General features: G+C 63.4%; 15 protein-coding genes. 9 read left to right on the forward strand and 6 right to left on the reverse strand.

The window, feature by feature from the left end:
• Positions 1-90: 90 nt before the first annotated feature.
• The 5 genes from CHC01_RS33275 (at position 91) to CHC01_RS02475 (ending at position 5,377) form a co-directional block, all read left to right on the forward strand.
• Entirely contained in the window at positions 91-216 is a 126-nt protein-coding gene (locus tag CHC01_RS33275) for a hypothetical protein (RefSeq protein ID WP_256461202.1), read from the forward strand.
• A gap of 109 nt (positions 217-325) precedes the next feature.
• On the forward strand, positions 326-1,576 hold the full coding sequence (locus tag CHC01_RS02460; RefSeq protein WP_089262131.1) for a sarcosine oxidase subunit beta family protein: 1,251 nt from the start codon (positions 326-328) through the stop codon (positions 1,574-1,576).
• A gap of 6 nt (positions 1,577-1,582) precedes the next feature.
• A complete protein-coding gene (locus CHC01_RS02465) occupies positions 1,583-1,843 on the forward strand; it encodes a sarcosine oxidase subunit delta (protein WP_089262133.1) in 261 nt (86 codons plus the stop codon).
• Positions 1,840-4,806, forward strand: coding sequence for a sarcosine oxidase subunit alpha family protein (locus CHC01_RS02470; protein ID WP_089262135.1), 2,967 nt, complete (start codon positions 1,840-1,842; stop codon positions 4,804-4,806). Before CHC01_RS02465 ends, CHC01_RS02470 begins: the two co-directional genes overlap by 4 nt.
• Positions 4,799-5,377 carry a sarcosine oxidase subunit gamma gene (locus CHC01_RS02475; protein WP_176454474.1) on the forward strand — a complete coding sequence of 193 codons (579 nt, stop codon included), beginning with the start codon at positions 4,799-4,801 and terminating at the stop codon, positions 5,375-5,377. The genes CHC01_RS02470 and CHC01_RS02475 overlap by 8 nt, the downstream gene beginning before the upstream one ends.
• A 168-nt stretch (positions 5,378-5,545) precedes the next feature.
• Here CHC01_RS02475 and CHC01_RS02480 read toward each other — a convergent pair whose 3' ends face one another.
• The 6 genes from CHC01_RS02480 to CHC01_RS02505 form a co-directional block, all read right to left on the reverse strand.
• Positions 5,546-6,484 (reverse strand): 2-hydroxyacid dehydrogenase, encoded by a 939-nt coding sequence (locus tag CHC01_RS02480; RefSeq protein WP_089263620.1) that lies wholly within the window; start codon positions 6,482-6,484, stop codon positions 5,546-5,548.
• Positions 6,485-6,503: 19 nt separating this feature from the next.
• On the reverse strand, positions 6,504-8,135 hold the full coding sequence (locus CHC01_RS02485) for an ABC transporter ATP-binding protein (protein ID WP_089262139.1): 1,632 nt from the start codon (positions 8,133-8,135) through the stop codon (positions 6,504-6,506).
• On the reverse strand, positions 8,135-8,974 hold the full coding sequence (locus tag CHC01_RS02490) for an ABC transporter permease (RefSeq protein ID WP_089262141.1): 840 nt from the start codon (positions 8,972-8,974) through the stop codon (positions 8,135-8,137). Before CHC01_RS02490 ends, CHC01_RS02485 begins: the two co-directional genes overlap by 1 nt.
• A complete protein-coding gene (locus tag CHC01_RS02495; protein WP_089262143.1) occupies positions 8,971-9,942 on the reverse strand; it encodes an ABC transporter permease in 972 nt (323 codons plus the stop codon). Before CHC01_RS02495 ends, CHC01_RS02490 begins: the two co-directional genes overlap by 4 nt.
• Positions 9,943-10,026: 84 nt before the next feature.
• Complete coding sequence (locus CHC01_RS02500) at positions 10,027-11,592, reverse strand: ABC transporter substrate-binding protein (RefSeq protein WP_089262145.1); 1,566 nt, start codon at positions 11,590-11,592, stop codon at positions 10,027-10,029.
• Positions 11,593-11,658: 66 nt separating this feature from the next.
• Positions 11,659-12,432: a class II aldolase/adducin family protein gene (locus CHC01_RS02505; RefSeq protein WP_089262147.1), complete on the reverse strand. Its 774-nt coding sequence runs from the start codon at positions 12,430-12,432 to the stop codon at positions 11,659-11,661.
• 138 nt (positions 12,433-12,570) lie between these two features.
• On the opposite strand from CHC01_RS02505, the gene CHC01_RS02510 reads away from it, so the two are divergent.
• The 4 genes from CHC01_RS02510 to CHC01_RS02530 all read left to right on the forward strand — a co-directional run bounded on the left by CHC01_RS02510 (position 12,571) and on the right by CHC01_RS02530 (position 17,157).
• Positions 12,571-13,269 carry a GntR family transcriptional regulator gene (locus tag CHC01_RS02510; protein ID WP_244558186.1) on the forward strand — a complete coding sequence of 233 codons (699 nt, stop codon included), beginning with the start codon at positions 12,571-12,573 and terminating at the stop codon, positions 13,267-13,269.
• Positions 13,266-14,291 carry a histone deacetylase family protein gene (locus tag CHC01_RS02515; RefSeq protein ID WP_089262151.1) on the forward strand — a complete coding sequence of 342 codons (1,026 nt, stop codon included), beginning with the start codon at positions 13,266-13,268 and terminating at the stop codon, positions 14,289-14,291. Before CHC01_RS02510 ends, CHC01_RS02515 begins: the two co-directional genes overlap by 4 nt.
• A 270-nt stretch (positions 14,292-14,561) precedes the next feature.
• Positions 14,562-15,839 (forward strand): 4-aminobutyrate--2-oxoglutarate transaminase, encoded by a 1,278-nt coding sequence (gene gabT, locus CHC01_RS02525; RefSeq protein ID WP_089262155.1) that lies wholly within the window; start codon positions 14,562-14,564, stop codon positions 15,837-15,839.
• A 28-nt stretch (positions 15,840-15,867) separates the two neighbouring features.
• A complete protein-coding gene (locus CHC01_RS02530; protein ID WP_089262157.1) occupies positions 15,868-17,157 on the forward strand; it encodes an ArgE/DapE family deacylase in 1,290 nt (429 codons plus the stop codon).
• The last annotated feature ends 82 nt before the right edge of the window (positions 17,158-17,239 follow it).

Here is a 17,239-nt window from a genome sequence, read left to right on the forward strand (position 1 = left end):
CGAAACCGTCCGAGACGACGGCGCCTGAAGTGTTTGATACGGTGCCTGCCTGCAACGATAAACTCAAATCACCGGGAGAGTTTCAGCACCATGGAAAAGGCATTACGCGGATGGCTCGACTCCCACGGCCTGCTGGCCATCACTGCGGCCGTGCTCGGGGTCATCAGCCTGCTGGCCATGATCCTGGTGGTGGGCGGCTTCTGGCTGGCGCGCTAAACGACATCATCTCACGATGTCGCTGATGGGCTTCTTAATGTCGCTCATGGACTGGTGCCGCTTCCCGAAATACGCGACACTCCGGGCCTGATCGCCACCCGGATTTTCCATGCGCTATTCGCTGACGTCGCTGCTCAAACAGACCCTCACCGGCCACAAAGGCTGGACGCCGCAATGGCGCGATGCTGCGCCGAAGCCCGAATACGACATCATCATCGTCGGCGGCGGCGGCCATGGGCTGGCGACCGCCTATTATCTGGCGAAGGAGTACGGCGTCAGGAATATCGCCGTGCTGGAGAAGAGCTGGATCGGGTCAGGCAATATCGGCCGCAACACTACCATCATCCGGTCCAACTATCTGCTCTCGGAAAACATCTCGCTCTATGAGCTGTCGCTGAAACTGTGGGAAGGCCTCGAGCAGGACTTCAACTACAACGCCATGGTCAGCCAGCGCGGCGTGTTGAACCTCTACCATTCCGACGGCCAGCGCGATGCCTATGCGCGGCGCGGCAACATGATGCGGCTGAACGGCGCCGACAGCGAGTTGCTGGACCGCGAGGGGGTCCGCAAACTCTATCCGTTCCTGAATTTCGACGCAGCGCGGTTTCCGATCCAGGGCGGCCTCTTGCAGAAGCGCGGCGGCACTGTGCGCCATGATGCGGTGGCGTGGGGCTACGCCCGCGGCGCCAGCGATCGCGGCGTCGACGTGATCCAGAATTGCGAAGTGACAGGGATCGACATCGTCGACGGTCGTGCGGTGGGCGTGCAGACCTCGCGCGGCGCGATCAGAGCGAAGAAGATCGGCCTCGCGGTCGCCGGCTCGTCGTCGCGCGTCGCGGCGATGGCCGGGATGCGACTGCCGATCGAGAGCCACGTGCTGCAGGCCTTTGTCTCCGAAGGGTTGAAGCCGATCATTCCCGGCGTCATCACTTTCGGCGCCGGGCACTTTTACATCAGCCAGTCCGACAAGGGCGGCCTGGTGTTCGGCGGTGATATCGACGGCTACAACTCCTATGCCCAGCGCGGCAATCTTCCCGTGGTCGAGGACGTCTGCGAAGGCGGCATGGCGCTGATGCCGGCGATCGGCCGCGCGCGCATGCTGCGCAACTGGGGCGGCCTCGTCGACATGTCGATGGACGGCTCGCCGATCATCGACCGCACCCACGTCGAAGGGCTCTATCTCAATGCCGGCTGGTGCTATGGCGGCTTCAAGGCGACGCCGGGCTCGGGCTTCGTCTTCGCGCATCTGCTGGCGAAGGACGAACCACACCCTGCCGCCAATCGCCTGCTGCTGGACCGGTTTCGCTCCGGCCATATCGTCGATGAAAAGGGCCAGGGCGCCCAACCGAACCTGCACTGAGGCCCCATGCGCATCCCCTGCCCTTATTGCGGATCCCGCGACGCTTCGGAATTTTCCTATTCCGGCGACGCGACGCTGGCGCGGCCCGCGCCCGATAATGCCGATGCAATGTTCGACTATGTCTATCTGCGCGACAATCCAGTCGGCGTTCACCAGGAATATTGGTACCACGCGGCGGGTTGCCATGCCTGGCTCAAGGTCACGCGCAACGTCTCGACGCATGAGGTGATCGACGCCGTGCTGGCCCATGATGAGGCTGCATCATGAGCATCTCGCGTCGTCTCGCATCCGGTGGGCTGATCGACCGATCGAAGCCGGTCAGCTTCAGTTTCGACGGCAAGACCTATGGCGGCTATGCCGGCGACACACTGGCGTCCGCGCTGCTCGCCAATGACACAATGCTGGTCGGCCGGTCGTTCAAATATCACCGGCCGCGCGGCATCTTCTCGGCCGGGCCGGAAGAGCCGAATGCGCTGGTGACGCTGCGCTCGGGAGCGCGCGCCGAGCCGAACACCAAGGCCACCACAGTCCAGCTGTTTGATAGCCTGGACGCCTCGAGCCAGAACTGCTGGCCGTCGCCGAATTTCGATCTCCGCGCCGTGCACCAGCTCGCCGGCCCGCTGCTCAATGCCGGCTTCTACTACAAGACCTTCATGTGGCCGGCGGCGTTCTGGGAGAAATTCTACGAGCCCGCCATCCGTGCCTCGGCAGGTCTGGGCGCGCTCAGCGGTCTCGACGATCCCGACACGTATGAGAAGTCTCACGCTTTCTGCGACCTGCTGGTGATCGGCGCCGGCCCTGCGGGCCTCGCCGCAGCGCTCGCCGCCGGACGCGCCGGAGCGCGGGTGATCGTGGCCGAGGAAGATTTCGTGCTCGGCGGACGATTGCTCAGCGACACCGCGCAGATCGATGGCGTCACAGCAGCCTCATGGGCGGCGCTGGCGGAGGCCGAACTCGGCACCCTGCCTCATGTCCGCATCCTCAAGCGCACCGCCGTATTCGGCGCCTATGACGGCGAATATGGCGCCATCGAGCGCGTCAGCGATCATCTGCCAGTGCCGCCGCCATTCATGCCGCGGCAGCGGCTGTGGAAGATCGTTGCGAAACAATGCGTGCTCGCCGCTGGCGCGCAGGAACGCCCACTGGTGTTTCCCGGCAATGACCGGCCCGGCATCATGCTGGCGTCGGCATTGCGCGCTTACGCCAACCGCTTCGGCGTGGTGCCGGGTAAGCGCATCGCCGTCTTCACGACATCGGATGACGGCTGGCGCAGTGCGTTCGACTTGCAAGCGGCCGGCGCCGAGATCGCTGTTGTGGTCGATGCACGGACGGAGGTTTCGCCTGAGGTGCGCAAACTCGCAGGCAATGCACCGCAGTTTCTCGGCGCGCATGTCTCCGACACGTCAGGCTATCGCAGGCTGACGACGATCGAGATCACCGACAGTACCGGCAAGACACGTAGCGTCACTGTGGACACGCTTGGCGTCTCCGGCGGCTGGTCGCCGAGCATCGGCATTGCCACGCATCTCGGCGGCAAGGGCAGTTGGTCGGAGGAGCGATCGGCATTTCTCTGCAGCGACACGCCACCGGGCATGCAAATCGCGGGAGCCGCAGCGGCGCAATGGACGCTGACGCGGGCATTGGAGAGCGGTGCACTGGCCGGCGCGAAGGCGGCCTCGTATGTCGGCCTCGGCCTGCAGACGCAGAAGCCCATCACCGCCAGCGACGAGGCATCCGGCACCAATCCGGTCTGGCTGTTCGCGGGATCGCGCCGCAAGGCCTTCGTCGATCTGCAGAACGATGTCACCGCGACCGACGTCGCCCTTGCCGCGCAAGAAGGCTTCCGCTCGGTCGAGCAGCTCAAGCGCTACACGACTTTGGGCATGGCGACCGATCAAGGCAAGACGTCCAACGTCAACGGCCTCGCAATCCTCGCCGGCGAGATCAGGAAGACCATCGCCGAGACCGGCGCGACGCGGGCACGACCGCCGCATGTGCCGGTTGCCATCGGCGCCTTTGCGGGTCTGCACAGCGGCAAGCATTTCAAGCCGACACGGCTGACGGCGAGCCACGCCGCCTCCGCCGCGTTGAACGCCACCTTCGTCGAAGCCGGCCAATGGATGCGCGCGCAATGGTTCAACGCGCCCGGTGAGACTGACTGGCTCACGAGCGTCACCCGCGAGGTGAAGACCGTGCGCTCCAGCGTCGGCATCTGCGATGTCTCGACTCTCGGCAAGATCGCACTGTGCGGATCGGATGTCGGCACCTTCCTCGATCGCGTCTACATCAACACCTTCTCGACCCTGCCCGTCGGCAAGGTGCGCTACGGCGTGATGCTGCGCGAAGACGGTTTCGTCATGGATGACGGAACAACCGGGCGTCTCTCCGCCGATCACTGGGTGATGACGACCACCACGGTGAATGCCGGCAAGGTGATGCAGCATCTCGAATACTGCCATCAGGTGCTGTGGCCCAAACTCGACGTGCAGATGGTCTCGGTCACCGAGCAATGGGCGCAGTATGCCGTCGCCGGGCCTAAGTCGCGCGAGCTGCTGCAGGCATTGCTCGACGATGCCTTCGATGTCTCCAACGAGGCCTTCCCCTATCTGGCCTGTGCCGAATTCCATGTCGGCAATATCCCGCTGCGGCTGTTTCGCGTCTCGTTCTCCGGCGAACTCGCTTACGAGATCGCCGCGCCGGCGGGCTATGGCGAGGCGCTGTTCAATGCATTGATGCAAGCCGGCAAGCCGTTCGGCGTCACGCCCTATGGTACCGAGGCGCTCAGCGTGATGCGGATCGAAAAGGGCCATGTCGCCGGCTCCGAACTCAACGGCCAGACCGTGGCGCGCGATCTCGGGCTCGGACGCATGATGTCGGTGAAGAAGGACTATATCGGCCGCACCATGGCGGCGCGCGAGGCGCTGATCGATTCCAACCGGCCGACGCTGGTCGGCCTGCGGCCGGTCGATCGCAGCCATCGCCTGCGCAACGGCGCGCTGCTGTTCGCGCGCGGCGTGACGCCTGCGCCGGACAACAATGCCGGATTCATCACGTCCACGGCCTTCAGCCCGGGCAATAATCACTGGATCGGCCTTGGCCTGCTGACGCGCGGACCGGAACGGCATGGCGAGATCATCCGCGCCTGGGACCCCGTACGCTCCGGCGATCTCGAACTTGAGGTCGTCGATCCCGACTTCGTCGATGCAGAAGGAGCGCGGCTGCGTGCTTGATCTCGCTCACATCTCCGCCTTCGCTGAGTTGCGCTCCATGGGCGATGGCCGCGGCGTCATCGCACGCGAGCGTCGCGGCATCGCCATTGCCACCGTCATGACGCGCAAAGGCCAGGATGCCGCGCTCGCTGCTGCCGTGAAGGAACAGTTCGATATCAATCTGCCACTGGGACCGCACGGTTCCGGCAGCGATGCGACCTCGTTTCTCGGCACCGGCCCCGGCCGCTGGCTGGTGACCCACGATGCGGGCACACCGCGTTTCGTGGACAGTCTCGCGCAGCAGCTCGATGGCCTCGCCTCGGTGGTCGATCAGTCCGACAGCATTGGCCTGCTCCGGCTGTCGGGTCCGGCCCTGCTCGACGTGCTGGCCAAGGGCGTCGCCATCGATCTCAGCGCCGCGGCGTTTCCAGCCGGCAGCGTTGCCGTCACGCAGATCGCGCATACGGGCGTGACGCTGTGGAAGGTCGACGAGGCGCCGACGATTCACATCGCCGTCGCGCGCAGCATGACCGGCAGTTTCCTGCACTGGCTGGAAGCGTCGGCGGCCGTGACGGGGCTGGCGGTGGAGTAGTCTACATCTGCCCTCTCAGGTGTCATCCCCGCGAAGGCGGGGATCCATAAACGCCGAAGAACTAAGTCAAACGTGCTCGTTGTAGCTCTGCGATTTTATTACACGCATCGTGGTTATGGGTCCCCGCCTTCGCGGGGACGACAACCGAGAGAGACGATCTCGCCGCGCTCAATATCCCCGGCTGCGATCCACCGAATCTTTCGGCTGCACGCCCAGCTTCACGGCTTCGGCCGTCGCTAAAATCGTGTCGCCGATGGCGGTCATGGTGACCTCGCAGGCGTCATGCGGCGTCAGCACGATCTGCGGATGCGACCAGAACGCATGGTCTTTCGACAGCGGCTCGGTGTGGAAGACATCGAGTGTCGCACCGGAGAGCTGCCCGCTTGCGAGCGCATCGAGAATATCCTGCTCGACGGAGTGCTCACCGCGGCCGACCTGAATGAGATAGCTGCCGCGCGGCATCCTGGCGAACAGGCTTGCATTGAGGATGCCGCGGGTTTCCTCGGTGAGCGGCAGCAGGTTCACCAGCACCTCAGAGCCCGCGAGCATCGCGTCGAGTCCGTCGCTGCCGTGGAAGCCGGTCACGCCGGGCGTCGTCGGCTTGCCCGAACGGCTCCAGACCCGGACGGGAAAGCCCAGCATCGCCAGATCCGAGGCGACGCGTGCACCGATAGCGCCGTAGCCGAGAATGCCGATCGGAACCTCGGACGGGCGGCGTCCGCCGCCGAGGCGCTTCCAGACGTGATCGCGCTGGTTCTGCAGGTAAGTCCCGAACTGGCGCTGGTGATAGATCACGTTCCAGATCACGAAGCCGGACATCATCTGCGCCTGTGCCGGCTCGACCACGCGCACCACGTCGATGCCGTCGCGCAGGCTCGGACAGTTCAGGATGCTGTCGGCGCCGGCGCCGATCGAACACGCCGCCTTGAGGTTCGGATAGTGATCGAACGCATCCGCATGCGGATGCCAGCTCACCGCCATGTCGATCTTGGCGGGATCGGTGCCGTCGAGATGGTCGACAAAATTCACCTTGCCGTCGAGCCGGGCGATTTCGTTGGTCAGGTATTTGCGCAGGTTGATGGTCCTGCTCAGGAAAACGCAAGTCACAGGAGACGTCGGCATAAGGTCAGGCGGCCTGGGATGGCGAACTCTGGCCGGGGACGGCGCCGAGCAATTCGCGGGTGTAGGGATGTTCCGGCGACGCAAACAGTTGCGCCGTCGGCTTCAGCTCGACGATGACGCCGCGCTGCATCACGGCGATGCGATCGCAGATCTGCGCGGCGACGCGCAGATCGTGGGTGATAAAGAGCATCGAGAGACCAAGGCGGGCCTTGAGGTCTTCCAGCAGCTTCAGCACCTGCGCCTGCACCGAGACGTCGAGCGCGGAGACAGCTTCGTCGGCGACGATGATCTCCGGATCCATCGCAAGCGCGCGGGCGATGCCGAGGCGCTGGCGCTGGCCGCCGGAGAACTCGTGCGGATAACGATCGAGCGAGCCGGCATCGAGGCCGACCATCCCCAGCAGATCACGCGCACGCTGCATCGCGACCTTGGGATCGGTGCCGCGAGCGATCGGGCCATCGGTGATGATCTGGCCGACCCGGCGCCGCGGATTGAGCGAGGCGAACGGGTCCTGGAAGATCATCTGGATGCGGTGGCGCTGCGCCCGCAGCGCCTTGCCTTCGAGTGCCGTGAGGTCGACATCGCCGATGCGCACGGTGCCGCGATCGGCCTCGATCAGGCGCATCACCAGACGCGCCACTGACGATTTGCCCGAACCGGACTCGCCGACCAGGCCGACAGTCTCGCCCTGCATGATCGAGAACGTGACTTCGTTCGCTGCCTGCACGCGACGATCCGGCTTGAACCAGCCGCCCGAGGTCACATAGGTCTTGTCGAGGCCGATGACCTCGACAGCCTTCGCATTATCATCCAGCGGCGCGCGCACCGGCGGGTGCATCGACGGCACGGCAGCCAGCAGCGCCTTGGTGTAATCGTGCTGCGGATTCCTGAAGACGGCGTCGATTGAGCCTTCCTCGACGATCTTGCCATGGCGCAACACCACGACGCGGTCGGCGATATCGGCGACGACGCCGAAGTCGTGGGTGATGAACATCACGGCCATGTTGCGGCTGCGCTGCAGATTGCGGATCAGCTTGAGGATCTGCGCCTGGGTGGTGACGTCGAGTGCCGTGGTCGGCTCGTCGGCGACGAGCACCGAAGGCTCCAGCGCAAGTGCCATGGCGATCATCGCGCGCTGGCGCTGGCCGCCGGAGAGCTGGTGCGGATAGGCGCGGATGATGCGCTCGGGATCGGGCAGACCGACTTCCTTGGCGAGGCTGAGGGCCTTGGCGCGGCGCTCCTTCGGCGTCAAAAGATTATGCGCCTCGAACATTTCCATCATCTGCTCGCCAATCCGCATCAGCGGATTGAGCGCGGTCATCGGCTCCTGGAACACCATGGCGATGCCGCGGCCGCGCACTTCGCGCCAGCCGCTTTCGTCGAGCTTCAGGAGATTCTGGCCCTCGAACAGAACTTCGCCGGTCTCGGTCTTCACCGTATCCGGCAGCAGACCCATCAGTGCATGGGCGCACATGGACTTGCCCGAACCGGATTCGCCGACGACGCAGACGATCTCACCAGGAATGAGATCGATGGACACGCCATCAACCGCATAAGGACGTTCGGCGCTCTTCGGCAGGGCGATCCTGAGATTCTTGATGGAAACCGCGGGGGCTTTAGATAGCACTTGGGTCATCAGCGGCTATCCTTCGCCAGGCGCGGATTGAGCGCGTCGTTGAGGCCTTCGCCGATCAGGTTCATGCCGAGCACCGAGATCAGGATGGCAACGCCGGGGAAGACCGTGATCCACCAGGCCTGACGGATCACCGTCCGGCCTGCTCCGACCATGTAGCCCCACGACATCAGGTTGGGATCGCCGAGGCCGAGGAACGACAGCGAGGACTCCAGCAGGATCGCATTGGCCACCATCAGCGACGCCAGCACGATCACCGGCGACAGCGCATTCGGCAAAATCTCGCGCGAGATGATCCAGGTATTGCTCTGGCCGGTCACGATGGCCGCCTGAACATATTCGCGCGTGCGCAGCGACAGCACCTCGCCGCGCACCAGACGCGCCACCGGCGGCCACGAGACGATGGCGATGGAACCAACGATGGAATAGATCGACGGCTGCAGGATCGCCACCAGCACAATGGCCAGCGGGAAGCTCGGAATGGTCTGGAAGAACTCGGTGAAGCGCATCAGTGCGTCGTCGACCTTGCCGCCGAAATAGCCGGCGATGGCGCCGAGCGGCACGCCGATGGTGAGCGCCACGGTGGTCGAAACGAGACCGACCAGCAGCGACACGCGGGCGCCATAGATCAGGCCGGCAAACACATCGCGGCCCAGCGCATCGGTGCCGAGGGTCACCATGGGATTGGTGAAGGGCGGCAAGAACGGCCGCTGCACCATCCGCCAGGGCGAGGTCGGAAAGATCATCTGCCCGAACAGCGCGATGAAGATCGCAATCGTGATGATGACCAGACCGATAACGCCGCCGGGATTGCGCAGCATCAATTTCCAGAACTTCTTCATGATGCAAACTCGATGCGTGGATCGACCAGCCGATAAACGAGGTCGGTGACGAGATTGAAGATCAGGACCATCGCCGAGCAGACCACGAAGACGCCGAGCAGAAGGTTATAATCGCGTTGCAAGAGCGCCTCATAAAGCAACCGGCCGATGCCGGGCCATGCAAACACCGTCTCGGTGAGCACGGCGCCGCCGACCAGCGTACCGGAGTGGACGCCGGCCAGCGTCACCACCGGCAGCAGCGCGTTGCGCAGCACGTGACGGCGCTGGATGATGTTGTCGCGCAGGCCCTTGGCGCGGGCCGTCTTGACAAAATCTAGACGCTTGACCTCGAGCATCGACGCCCGCGTCATGCGCGTATAGGTCGCCATGAAGAACAGGCCGATGGTCATGGCCGGCATCACCAAATGCAGAGCCACGTCTTTCACATGTGCCCATCCGGTAAAGTTTCCACCGACGGTCTCGTAGCCGAAGCTCGGCAGCCAACCGAGATAGACCGAGAACAGCAGGATCGACATCAGCGCGACCCAGAAGATCGGCGTGGCATAGAACAGCAGCGCCGAGACAGTGATGGCGGTGTCCGCCCATGTCCCCGCAAATCTCGCGGCCAGCGTGCCGAAGGTGATGCCCAGGATTAGCGATATGCCGAACGCCGTCAGCGTCAGTAGCAGCGTCGCCGGCAGACGCTCGGCGATCAACTTCGCGACCGGCATCTGCTGGCGGAACGAGAAACCGAGGTCGAGGGTGACGACACCCTTCACGTAAATGAACAGCTGCTCTGGCAGCGGCTTATCCAGTGAGAACTTTTCGCGCAGCTGCTGGACGAATTGCGCATCGCTGGCGCCGGCCTCGCCGGCCATCACCGCTGCGGGATCGCCGGGCGCAAGGCGGATCAGGAAGAAGTTCATCACGATGATCGCAAGCAGGACGAACACGCCCTTCACGATCCTCTGGGCAACGAATGACAGCATCAGAGGTCCATCGCATTCAGGTCAGAGTACACAAAGAAAACCCGTGACGATCGCAGGGATCGTCACGGGCATCAGGCTGAAAGCTTACTTGTCGATCCAGGCGTCGCGGAAGCCGTCATTGACGCCGATACCGGTCGTGATCAGGTTCTTGATCTTGCAGTTCGTGATGGTCGGGAACTGCAGTTCAAGCTGCCAGGCAACAGGCACATCCTCGACGAGAATCTTCTGGACCTTCTCGTAGATTTCCTTGCGCTTCGAATCCGGCGTTGCGACGGCGCCCTCATCGAACAGCTTGTCGACCTCGGGATTGGAGTATCCCTCGAGATTGTTGAACAGCTGGCCCTTCTGGATCGCGCTCGTCACATAGTTGCGGCCAACGCCGAGGGCGGGATCGCCATACTGATACAGATAGGTGAAGGAGATATCGTAATCCCACTCCATGTTCTTCTGGTTCGAGCCCGGCACGTCGGTGGCAATGGTCTCGATATTCATGCCGACGTCGACGAGGTTCTGCTTCACAGCTTCACCCCAGCGCGACCAGGTTTCGCCGTAAGGCAGCGGCATCAGGCGGACCTTCTCGCCCTTGTAGCCGGCTTCCTTCAGCAAGGCCTTGGCCTTGGCCGGATCGTACGGGTACTTCTGCACGTTGTCAGTGTAGAACTTGATCGCCGACGAGGACGGGCCGGTAGCGACTTTTCCGAGACCGTTCCAGATCACGTCGCGCGCGAATTCGCGATCCACCGCGTACATGATCGCCTGACGCACCTTCTTGTTGGCGAGCACAGGCGTGCGGTTATTGAGCCACATCCAGGCCATCGGCGAGAAGAACTCCCAGCCGTCGCCCGTGACGCAGGTGTTCGGCAGCTTGCTGACGCGCGGCACGTCGAAGTTCTCGATCGAACCGCCGGGCAGCACATCGACCTTGCCGGTCTCGTAGGCCACCGAACGCGCAGCGGCGTCCGGAATGATCTGCCAGTAGATGCCGTCGATATAGGGCTTGCCCTTGACGTGGTAGTTCGGGTTCTTCACCAGCTGGATGAACGAGCCCTTCTTCCATTCCTTGAACATGAACGGACCGGTACCGATCGGCGTATTGTTCGCCGGATTGGTCTTGACATCGCTGCCCTCATAGATGTGCTTCGGGATGATCGGCATCGAGCCGACTTCGAAGATGCCGATGAAGGGGCCAAAGGGCTGCTTCAGCGTGAAGACGACGGTGTAATCATCCGGCGCTTCGACCTTGTCGAGCTGCACGAGGTTGTTGCGCGCACGCGCGTGGGTCACCTTCAGCGTCTCGATGGAGAACAGCACGTCGGCAGCGGTGAACGGCTTGCCGTCGTGCCAAGTCACGCCCTGCTTGAGCTTGAACGTGTAGGTTTTCGCATCCGGGCTGATGGTCCAGCTCTCGGCGAGACCGGGCTGCGGCTCCAGTGTTTTGCTGTAGCGCAGCAGGCCTTCATAGATATTGCCCGAGACCATCTGGGTCGGGCCGTTCTGGACGAGTGCCAGCATCAGGCCCGGTGGCTCTGGCTGGATCACCGCATTGATGGTGCCGCCCATCTTCGGCTCCTGCGCGAGCGCCATCGTGCTCGTGAAGACGAGCGGGCTCACGCTGGCCAGTGCCAAAGCCAATACAAATTTCTTCAACATATCTTTCCCCTTAGTGCCGGCTGGCACGTAACCCAGATCAGTTGACGATGTGTAGCGGAAGTCGGGTCAATTCTTGTAATCGGCGTCCGTGCGCTCGAGCATGCGCTTGAAGGCCTCCCACTCGCTGTCCGGCTTGCCGCCTTCGGTGCCATGCACCTTGTCGTAACCGCGGTCATACTGGCCGGCGGTGTGTGCGGCAATGGCGTGGGACGGGCGAATGACTTCCGCGCCGGTTGAAAGAATCGCGAGCTGCGCGCGGCAGGAGCGCTCCATGTTGAACATCAGCTTGAAGGCCTCACCAACCGAGCGGCCGCAGGTGAGCAGGCCGTGGTTGCGCAGGATGAGAACCATCTTGTCGCCGAGATCGGCGACCAGGCGCTCACGCTCGGACAGGTCCAGCGCGATGCCTTCGAAGTCATGATAGGCGACGCGGTCGGTGAACTGCATCGACCACTGGTTCAGCGGCTGCAGACCATCCTTCAGGCACGACACTGCGACGCCGGCAACGGTATGCGTGTGCAGCACGCACTGCGCATCGTGACGGGCGGCGTGAACGGCGCTGTGAATGGTGAAGCCGGCCGGATTGATACCGAGGCCGAGCGGATCGTCGACAACTTTACCGTCGACATCAACGGTGACGAGGTTACCCGCCGTCACTTCCTCGAAGCGCATGCCATAGGGATTGATCAGAAAGCGGTCCTGCGTGCCGGGGACGCGCACCGAAATATGCGTGTAAATGCTGTCATCGAGGCCGAGGCGATGGATTAGGCGATAGGCCGCGGCGAGGTCGATACGGACCTGCTTGGCGGCATCGAGGGTCGGCGTAATGTTTGCATGCATGTTCACAGGCGCGGTTCCCGGCTTTTTTTAAGGTGCGGGCAGGAAACACAATCGCATGGCAGCTCGCAAGATTAAACTGTCGACAATCGACGATTAATTCTTGTACAGGGGAAGAAACGGGTCCCCCGCATGCGTTTGATGTCTCCTCCAGTTGGTCTGACCGCCCTCGCCGACACCGATCTTGTCGGGCAGGTCGCACGCATCCTGACCCAGGCCATCATCAAGGGGCAGCTGCTGCCTGGCGCCAAAGTCGTCGAAGCCGGCATCGCCCGCGAGCTCGGCGTCAGCCGCGCCCCTGTCCGTGAAGCTGCACGGCTGCTCGAGCAGCAAGGCCTGCTGGTCTCGCATCCGCGCCGCGGCTTCTTCGTCCGCAAGCTTGAAGCGACGGATATCGACGAGATCTACGACCTGCGCATTTGCGTCGAATGTCATGCCGGCGTGCTCGCCTCCAAGAACATGACGCCTGCCAATCGCGACATGCTGCGCCGGCAGATCGACGTCATGCACGAGACCGCAGCGATCGACGATCATGCGCGACAGATCGAGGAAGACTACAAATTTCATCGCATGATCTGCGAAATCGCCGGCAGCAAGCGCCTGTTGCGATTGTTCGACGATCTCGCTTCGGAACTGCGTATGACGATCGGCCTGATCGGCCGGCTCTATGACGATCCGCACCGTATTGCGCAGACCCATGAGGCACTGCTCGAAGTCCTCGAACAAGGGCATCCCGATATCATCATCGCGCGGATCGACTATCACATCGGCGCTGCCTGGCGCGAAGTCGGCAAGCTGGTCCGCGAACTTCCCTCCTCAACGAATGGAGCCGCTACGTGAAGGCAGTGTATTCCGACAAGCACAAGAGCCATGATCCGCAGTTCTTCCTGGTGCGCGGTCAGGTCCGTAAAACCACCGAGCAGCCGGAGCGCGCCGAGCGCTTGCTGAAAGGCCTCGCCGACGGCAAGCACACGCTGGTCGCGCCGACCGAATTCGGCCAGGGCCCACGCGCCCGCGTGCACTCGCCGGAATATCTGCGCTTCCTCGAAGGCGCCTGGGAGGAATGGATCAAGCTGCCGGATTACGGCCCGGAGATGATCGCCAATATCCACCCGAACCGCGTGGCGGGCAGCTATCCCACCCACATCACCGGCAAGCTCGGCTGGCACACCGCGGATACCGCAGCACCGATCGGTCCTGGCACCTGGCTTGGTGCCTGCGCCTCCACCGACGTCGCCGTCACCGCGGCGCAGATGGTGATGGACGGTGAGGACGCCGTCTACGCGCTGTGTCGCCCACCCGGCCACCACGCCTATCGCGACATGGCCGGCGGCTTCTGCTTCATGAACAATTCGGCCATCGCCGCCGAGCATCTGCGCACCAAGCACGAGCGCGTCGCGATCCTCGATGTCGACGTGCATCACGGCAACGGCACACAGGGCATCTTCTATGCGCGTCCAGACGTGCTGACGGTGTCGATCCATGCCGATCCCGTCGGTTACTACCCCTTCGTCTGGGGCTATGCCCATGAGAAGGGCGAAGGCAACGGTCTCGGCACCAATCTCAATATTCCGCTCGCGCTTGGCACCGGCGATGACGGTTTCATCGACGCGCTTGCTGTCGCCGAGAAGACCATCAAGTCGTTTGCACCGACGGCTCTGGTTCTCGCTCTCGGCCTCGATGCATCCGAGCACGATCCGCTGGCGGCCCTGAAAGTCACCACCCCGGGCTTCAAGCGCATCGGTGAAGCCGTTGCGCGCATGGGCCTGCCCACCGTTCTCGTTCAGGAAGGCGGATATCTCTCCGACATCCTCGGCGCCAACCTCACCTCGACCCTCGCCGGTTTCGAAGCCGCGCGGTGATTGGACTTATCGAGTGAACACCAGCACGCCGCGCTCTCTTAACCTCTCCCCGCTCTGCGCGGGGAGAGGTCGCCGCGTCTTCGCGGCGGGTGAGGGGCATGGCACGGCGCTCATCGCACGCACTGCACTTGCGGATCGCAAGAGCCCCTCACCCCACCCCTCTCCCCGCAAGAGCGGGGCGAGGGAGCCTACAGCGCCCGGCGCAGCAGCCTGCTCCATCCACTGATCCACACCCAACAACATCCAAGAAAACTCGAAGGACAAACTCGAATGTCGACCAATGCAGAAATCTTCGCGCGCCGCGAAGCCGCCGTTCCCCGCGGCATCGGCCATTCCACTCCGATCTCGGCGCAGCGCGCGCTGAATGCGGAAGTCTGGGACGTCGAAGGCAAGCGCTATGTCGACTTCGCCGGCGGCATCGCCGTGCTCAACACCGGCCACTGCCACCCGACCATCATGGCCGCCGTGCGCGCGCAGATGGAGAACTTCACCCACACCTGCTTCCAGGTGCTGCTGTATGAATCCTACGTGACCCTCGCCGAGCGCCTGAACAAGCTGGCGCCGATCGACGGCGCCACCAAGACCGCATTCTTCACCACCGGCGCCGAAGCCACCGAGAACGCCATCAAGATGGCCCGCGCATCCACCGGCCGCGCCGGTGTGATCGCCTTCACCGGCGGCTTCCATGGTCGCACCCACATGACCATGACCATGACGGGCAAGGTGTTCCCGTACAAGAAGGGCTTTGGCGGCGCCATGCCAGAAGTCTGGCACGTGCCGTTCCCGGCCGCGCCGCTCGATGTCACGGTCGAGGAATCGCTCAAGTATCTCAGCTTCCTGTTCAAGGCCGACATCGATCCGGCCCGCGTCGCGGCCATCATCATCGAGCCGGTGCAGGGCGAAGGCGGCTTCCATCAGGCGCCGCCGGAATTGATGCGTGCGCTGCGCAAGATCTGCGACGAGAACGGAATCGTCTTCATCGCCGACGAAGTGCAGACCGGTTACGGCCGCACCGGCAAGATGTTCGCGATGGAACATTACGACGTGAAGCCCGACCTCATCACCGTGGCGAAGAGCCTCGCCGGCGGCTTCCCGCTGTCGGGCGTGATCGGCAAGGCCAAGATCATGGACGCAGCCGATCCGGGCGGCCTCGGCGGCACCTATGCCGGCAACCCGCTGGCGATTGCCGCAGCGATGGCCGTGCTCGACGTGTTCGAGAAAGAGAAGCTGGTGGAGCGCGCCAACCATATCGGCGAGCGCATCACCACGCGCCTGAAGAAGATGCAGCAGCGAAACGACCTCGTGCCGATCGCCAGCATCCGCAATGTCGGCGCCATGATCGCCTTCGACATCGTCAAGGAGCGCGGCTCTGATACGCCGGACGCCGAAGTGACCAAGAAGGTGACGCAGAAGGCCACCGAGGAAGGCCTGATCCTGCTGTCCTGCGGCGTTAACTTCAACACCATCCGCGTGCTGGTGCCGCTGACCGCCCAGGACGAAATCCTCGACGAAGGCATGGAAAAGCTCGAGCGCGCGCTGACCGCCTGAGCCCTCTCACAAGAAAAGGAAAAACAACATGGCTCTCGATCCCGCCCTCCGCGACAAGATCATCGCCGCCGTCGACAAGGGCTTCGATGCCCAGGTGAAGTTCACCCAGGACATGGTGCGCCACGTCTCCACGCGCGGCAACGAACACACGATGCAGGACTTCATGTTCCGCGCCATGAAAACGCGCGGCTACAAGATGGAGCGCTTCGAGATGGATCGCGCCGCGCTCGGCCATCATCCCGGCGCCGGTGCCTGGGACGAATTGCATTCGACCGCGCCGATCGTGGTCGGCACGCATTATCCGCGCGAGGAAAAAGGCCGCTCGCTAATCATGCAGGGTCATGTCGACGTGGTGCCGGAAGGCCCGCACGACATGTGGACCACGCCGCCTTACGACCCCGTGATCCAGGGCGACTGGATGCAGGGCCGCGGCGCCGGCGACATGAAGGCTGGCTGCGCCTCCAACATCTTCGCGCTCGACGCCTTGAAGAGCCTCGGCCTGCAGCCGGCAGCGACGGTCTATCTGCAGTCCGTGGTGGAAGAAGAATCCACCGGCGACGGCGCGCTGATGACGCATCTGCGCGGCTACAAGGCCGATGCCGTGGTGGTGTCGGAGCCGTCGCATGAGACGATCACCCGCGCCAATATCGGCGTGGTCTGGTTCCAGGTCGAGGTCCGCGGCGTGCCGGTACACGTGCAGCGCATGGGCACCGGCGCCAACGCTATCGACGGCGCCTATCGGATCATCGGTGAATTGCGCAAGCTCGAAGCGAAGTGGAATGCGACCAAGGACCAGCACGAGCACTTCAAGAACATCGAAAAGCCGGTCAATCTGAATATCGGCAAGATCGCCGGCGGCGACTGGGCCTCATCGGTCCCGGCATGGTGCAAGGTGGACTTCCGTATCTCGCTGCTGCCCGGCAAGACGGCCGAAGCTGCGAAGAAGGAGATCACCGACTGCGTCGCCGCCTTCGCGCATCAGGATCCGTTCCTGTCGAACATCCCGCCGACGGTGACCTTCAACGGCTTCCAGGCCGAAGGCTACGAACTTAAGCCGGGCTCGGATGCAGAAGCCACGCTGGCCGCGGCGCATGAAGCGGTGTTCGGCCAGAAGCCGAAGCCGGAAATCTCGCTGGCCTATCTCGACAGCCGCGTCTATGCGCTGTTCGACAATGTGCCGACGCTGAACTACGGCTGCATCTCGCGCGGCGTCCACGGCTTCGACGAAGGCGTCAACCTGCCCTCCTTGAAGAAGACGACGACGGCGCTGGCGCTGTTCATCGCCGAATGGTGCGGCGTGGAAGAGATCAAGGCCTGAGACTGCTCCCTCTCCCCGCTCTGCGCGGGGAGAGGGTTGGGGTGAGGGGCCGGGTACGGCGTCTCGTCAAATTTCGGAGTGA

Source organism: Tardiphaga sp. OK246 (genome assembly GCF_900188215.1).
Lineage (GTDB): Bacteria > Pseudomonadota > Alphaproteobacteria > Rhizobiales > Xanthobacteraceae > Tardiphaga > Tardiphaga robiniae.

Coding starts and splice junctions, on each gene's coding strand:
- CHC01_RS02500 (WP_089262145.1), bottom strand. CDS start 11,592: ATGTTGAAGAAATTTGTATTGGCTTTGGCACTGGCCAGCGTGAGCCCG.
- CHC01_RS02470 (WP_089262135.1), top strand. CDS start 1,840: ATGAGCATCTCGCGTCGTCTCGCATCCGGTGGGCTGATCGACCGATCG.
- CHC01_RS02505 (WP_089262147.1), bottom strand. CDS start 12,432: ATGCATGCAAACATTACGCCGACCCTCGATGCCGCCAAGCAGGTCCGT.
- CHC01_RS02460 (WP_089262131.1), top strand. CDS start 326: ATGCGCTATTCGCTGACGTCGCTGCTCAAACAGACCCTCACCGGCCAC.
- CHC01_RS02465 (WP_089262133.1), top strand. CDS start 1,583: ATGCGCATCCCCTGCCCTTATTGCGGATCCCGCGACGCTTCGGAATTT.
- CHC01_RS02530 (WP_089262157.1), top strand. CDS start 15,868: ATGGCTCTCGATCCCGCCCTCCGCGACAAGATCATCGCCGCCGTCGAC.
- CHC01_RS02490 (WP_089262141.1), bottom strand. CDS start 8,974: ATGAAGAAGTTCTGGAAATTGATGCTGCGCAATCCCGGCGGCGTTATC.
- CHC01_RS33275 (WP_256461202.1), top strand. CDS start 91: ATGGAAAAGGCATTACGCGGATGGCTCGACTCCCACGGCCTGCTGGCC.
- CHC01_RS02495 (WP_089262143.1), bottom strand. CDS start 9,942: ATGCTGTCATTCGTTGCCCAGAGGATCGTGAAGGGCGTGTTCGTCCTG.
- CHC01_RS02510 (WP_244558186.1), top strand. CDS start 12,571: ATGTCTCCTCCAGTTGGTCTGACCGCCCTCGCCGACACCGATCTTGTC.
- gabT (WP_089262155.1), top strand. CDS start 14,562: ATGTCGACCAATGCAGAAATCTTCGCGCGCCGCGAAGCCGCCGTTCCC.
- CHC01_RS02485 (WP_089262139.1), bottom strand. CDS start 8,135: ATGACCCAAGTGCTATCTAAAGCCCCCGCGGTTTCCATCAAGAATCTC.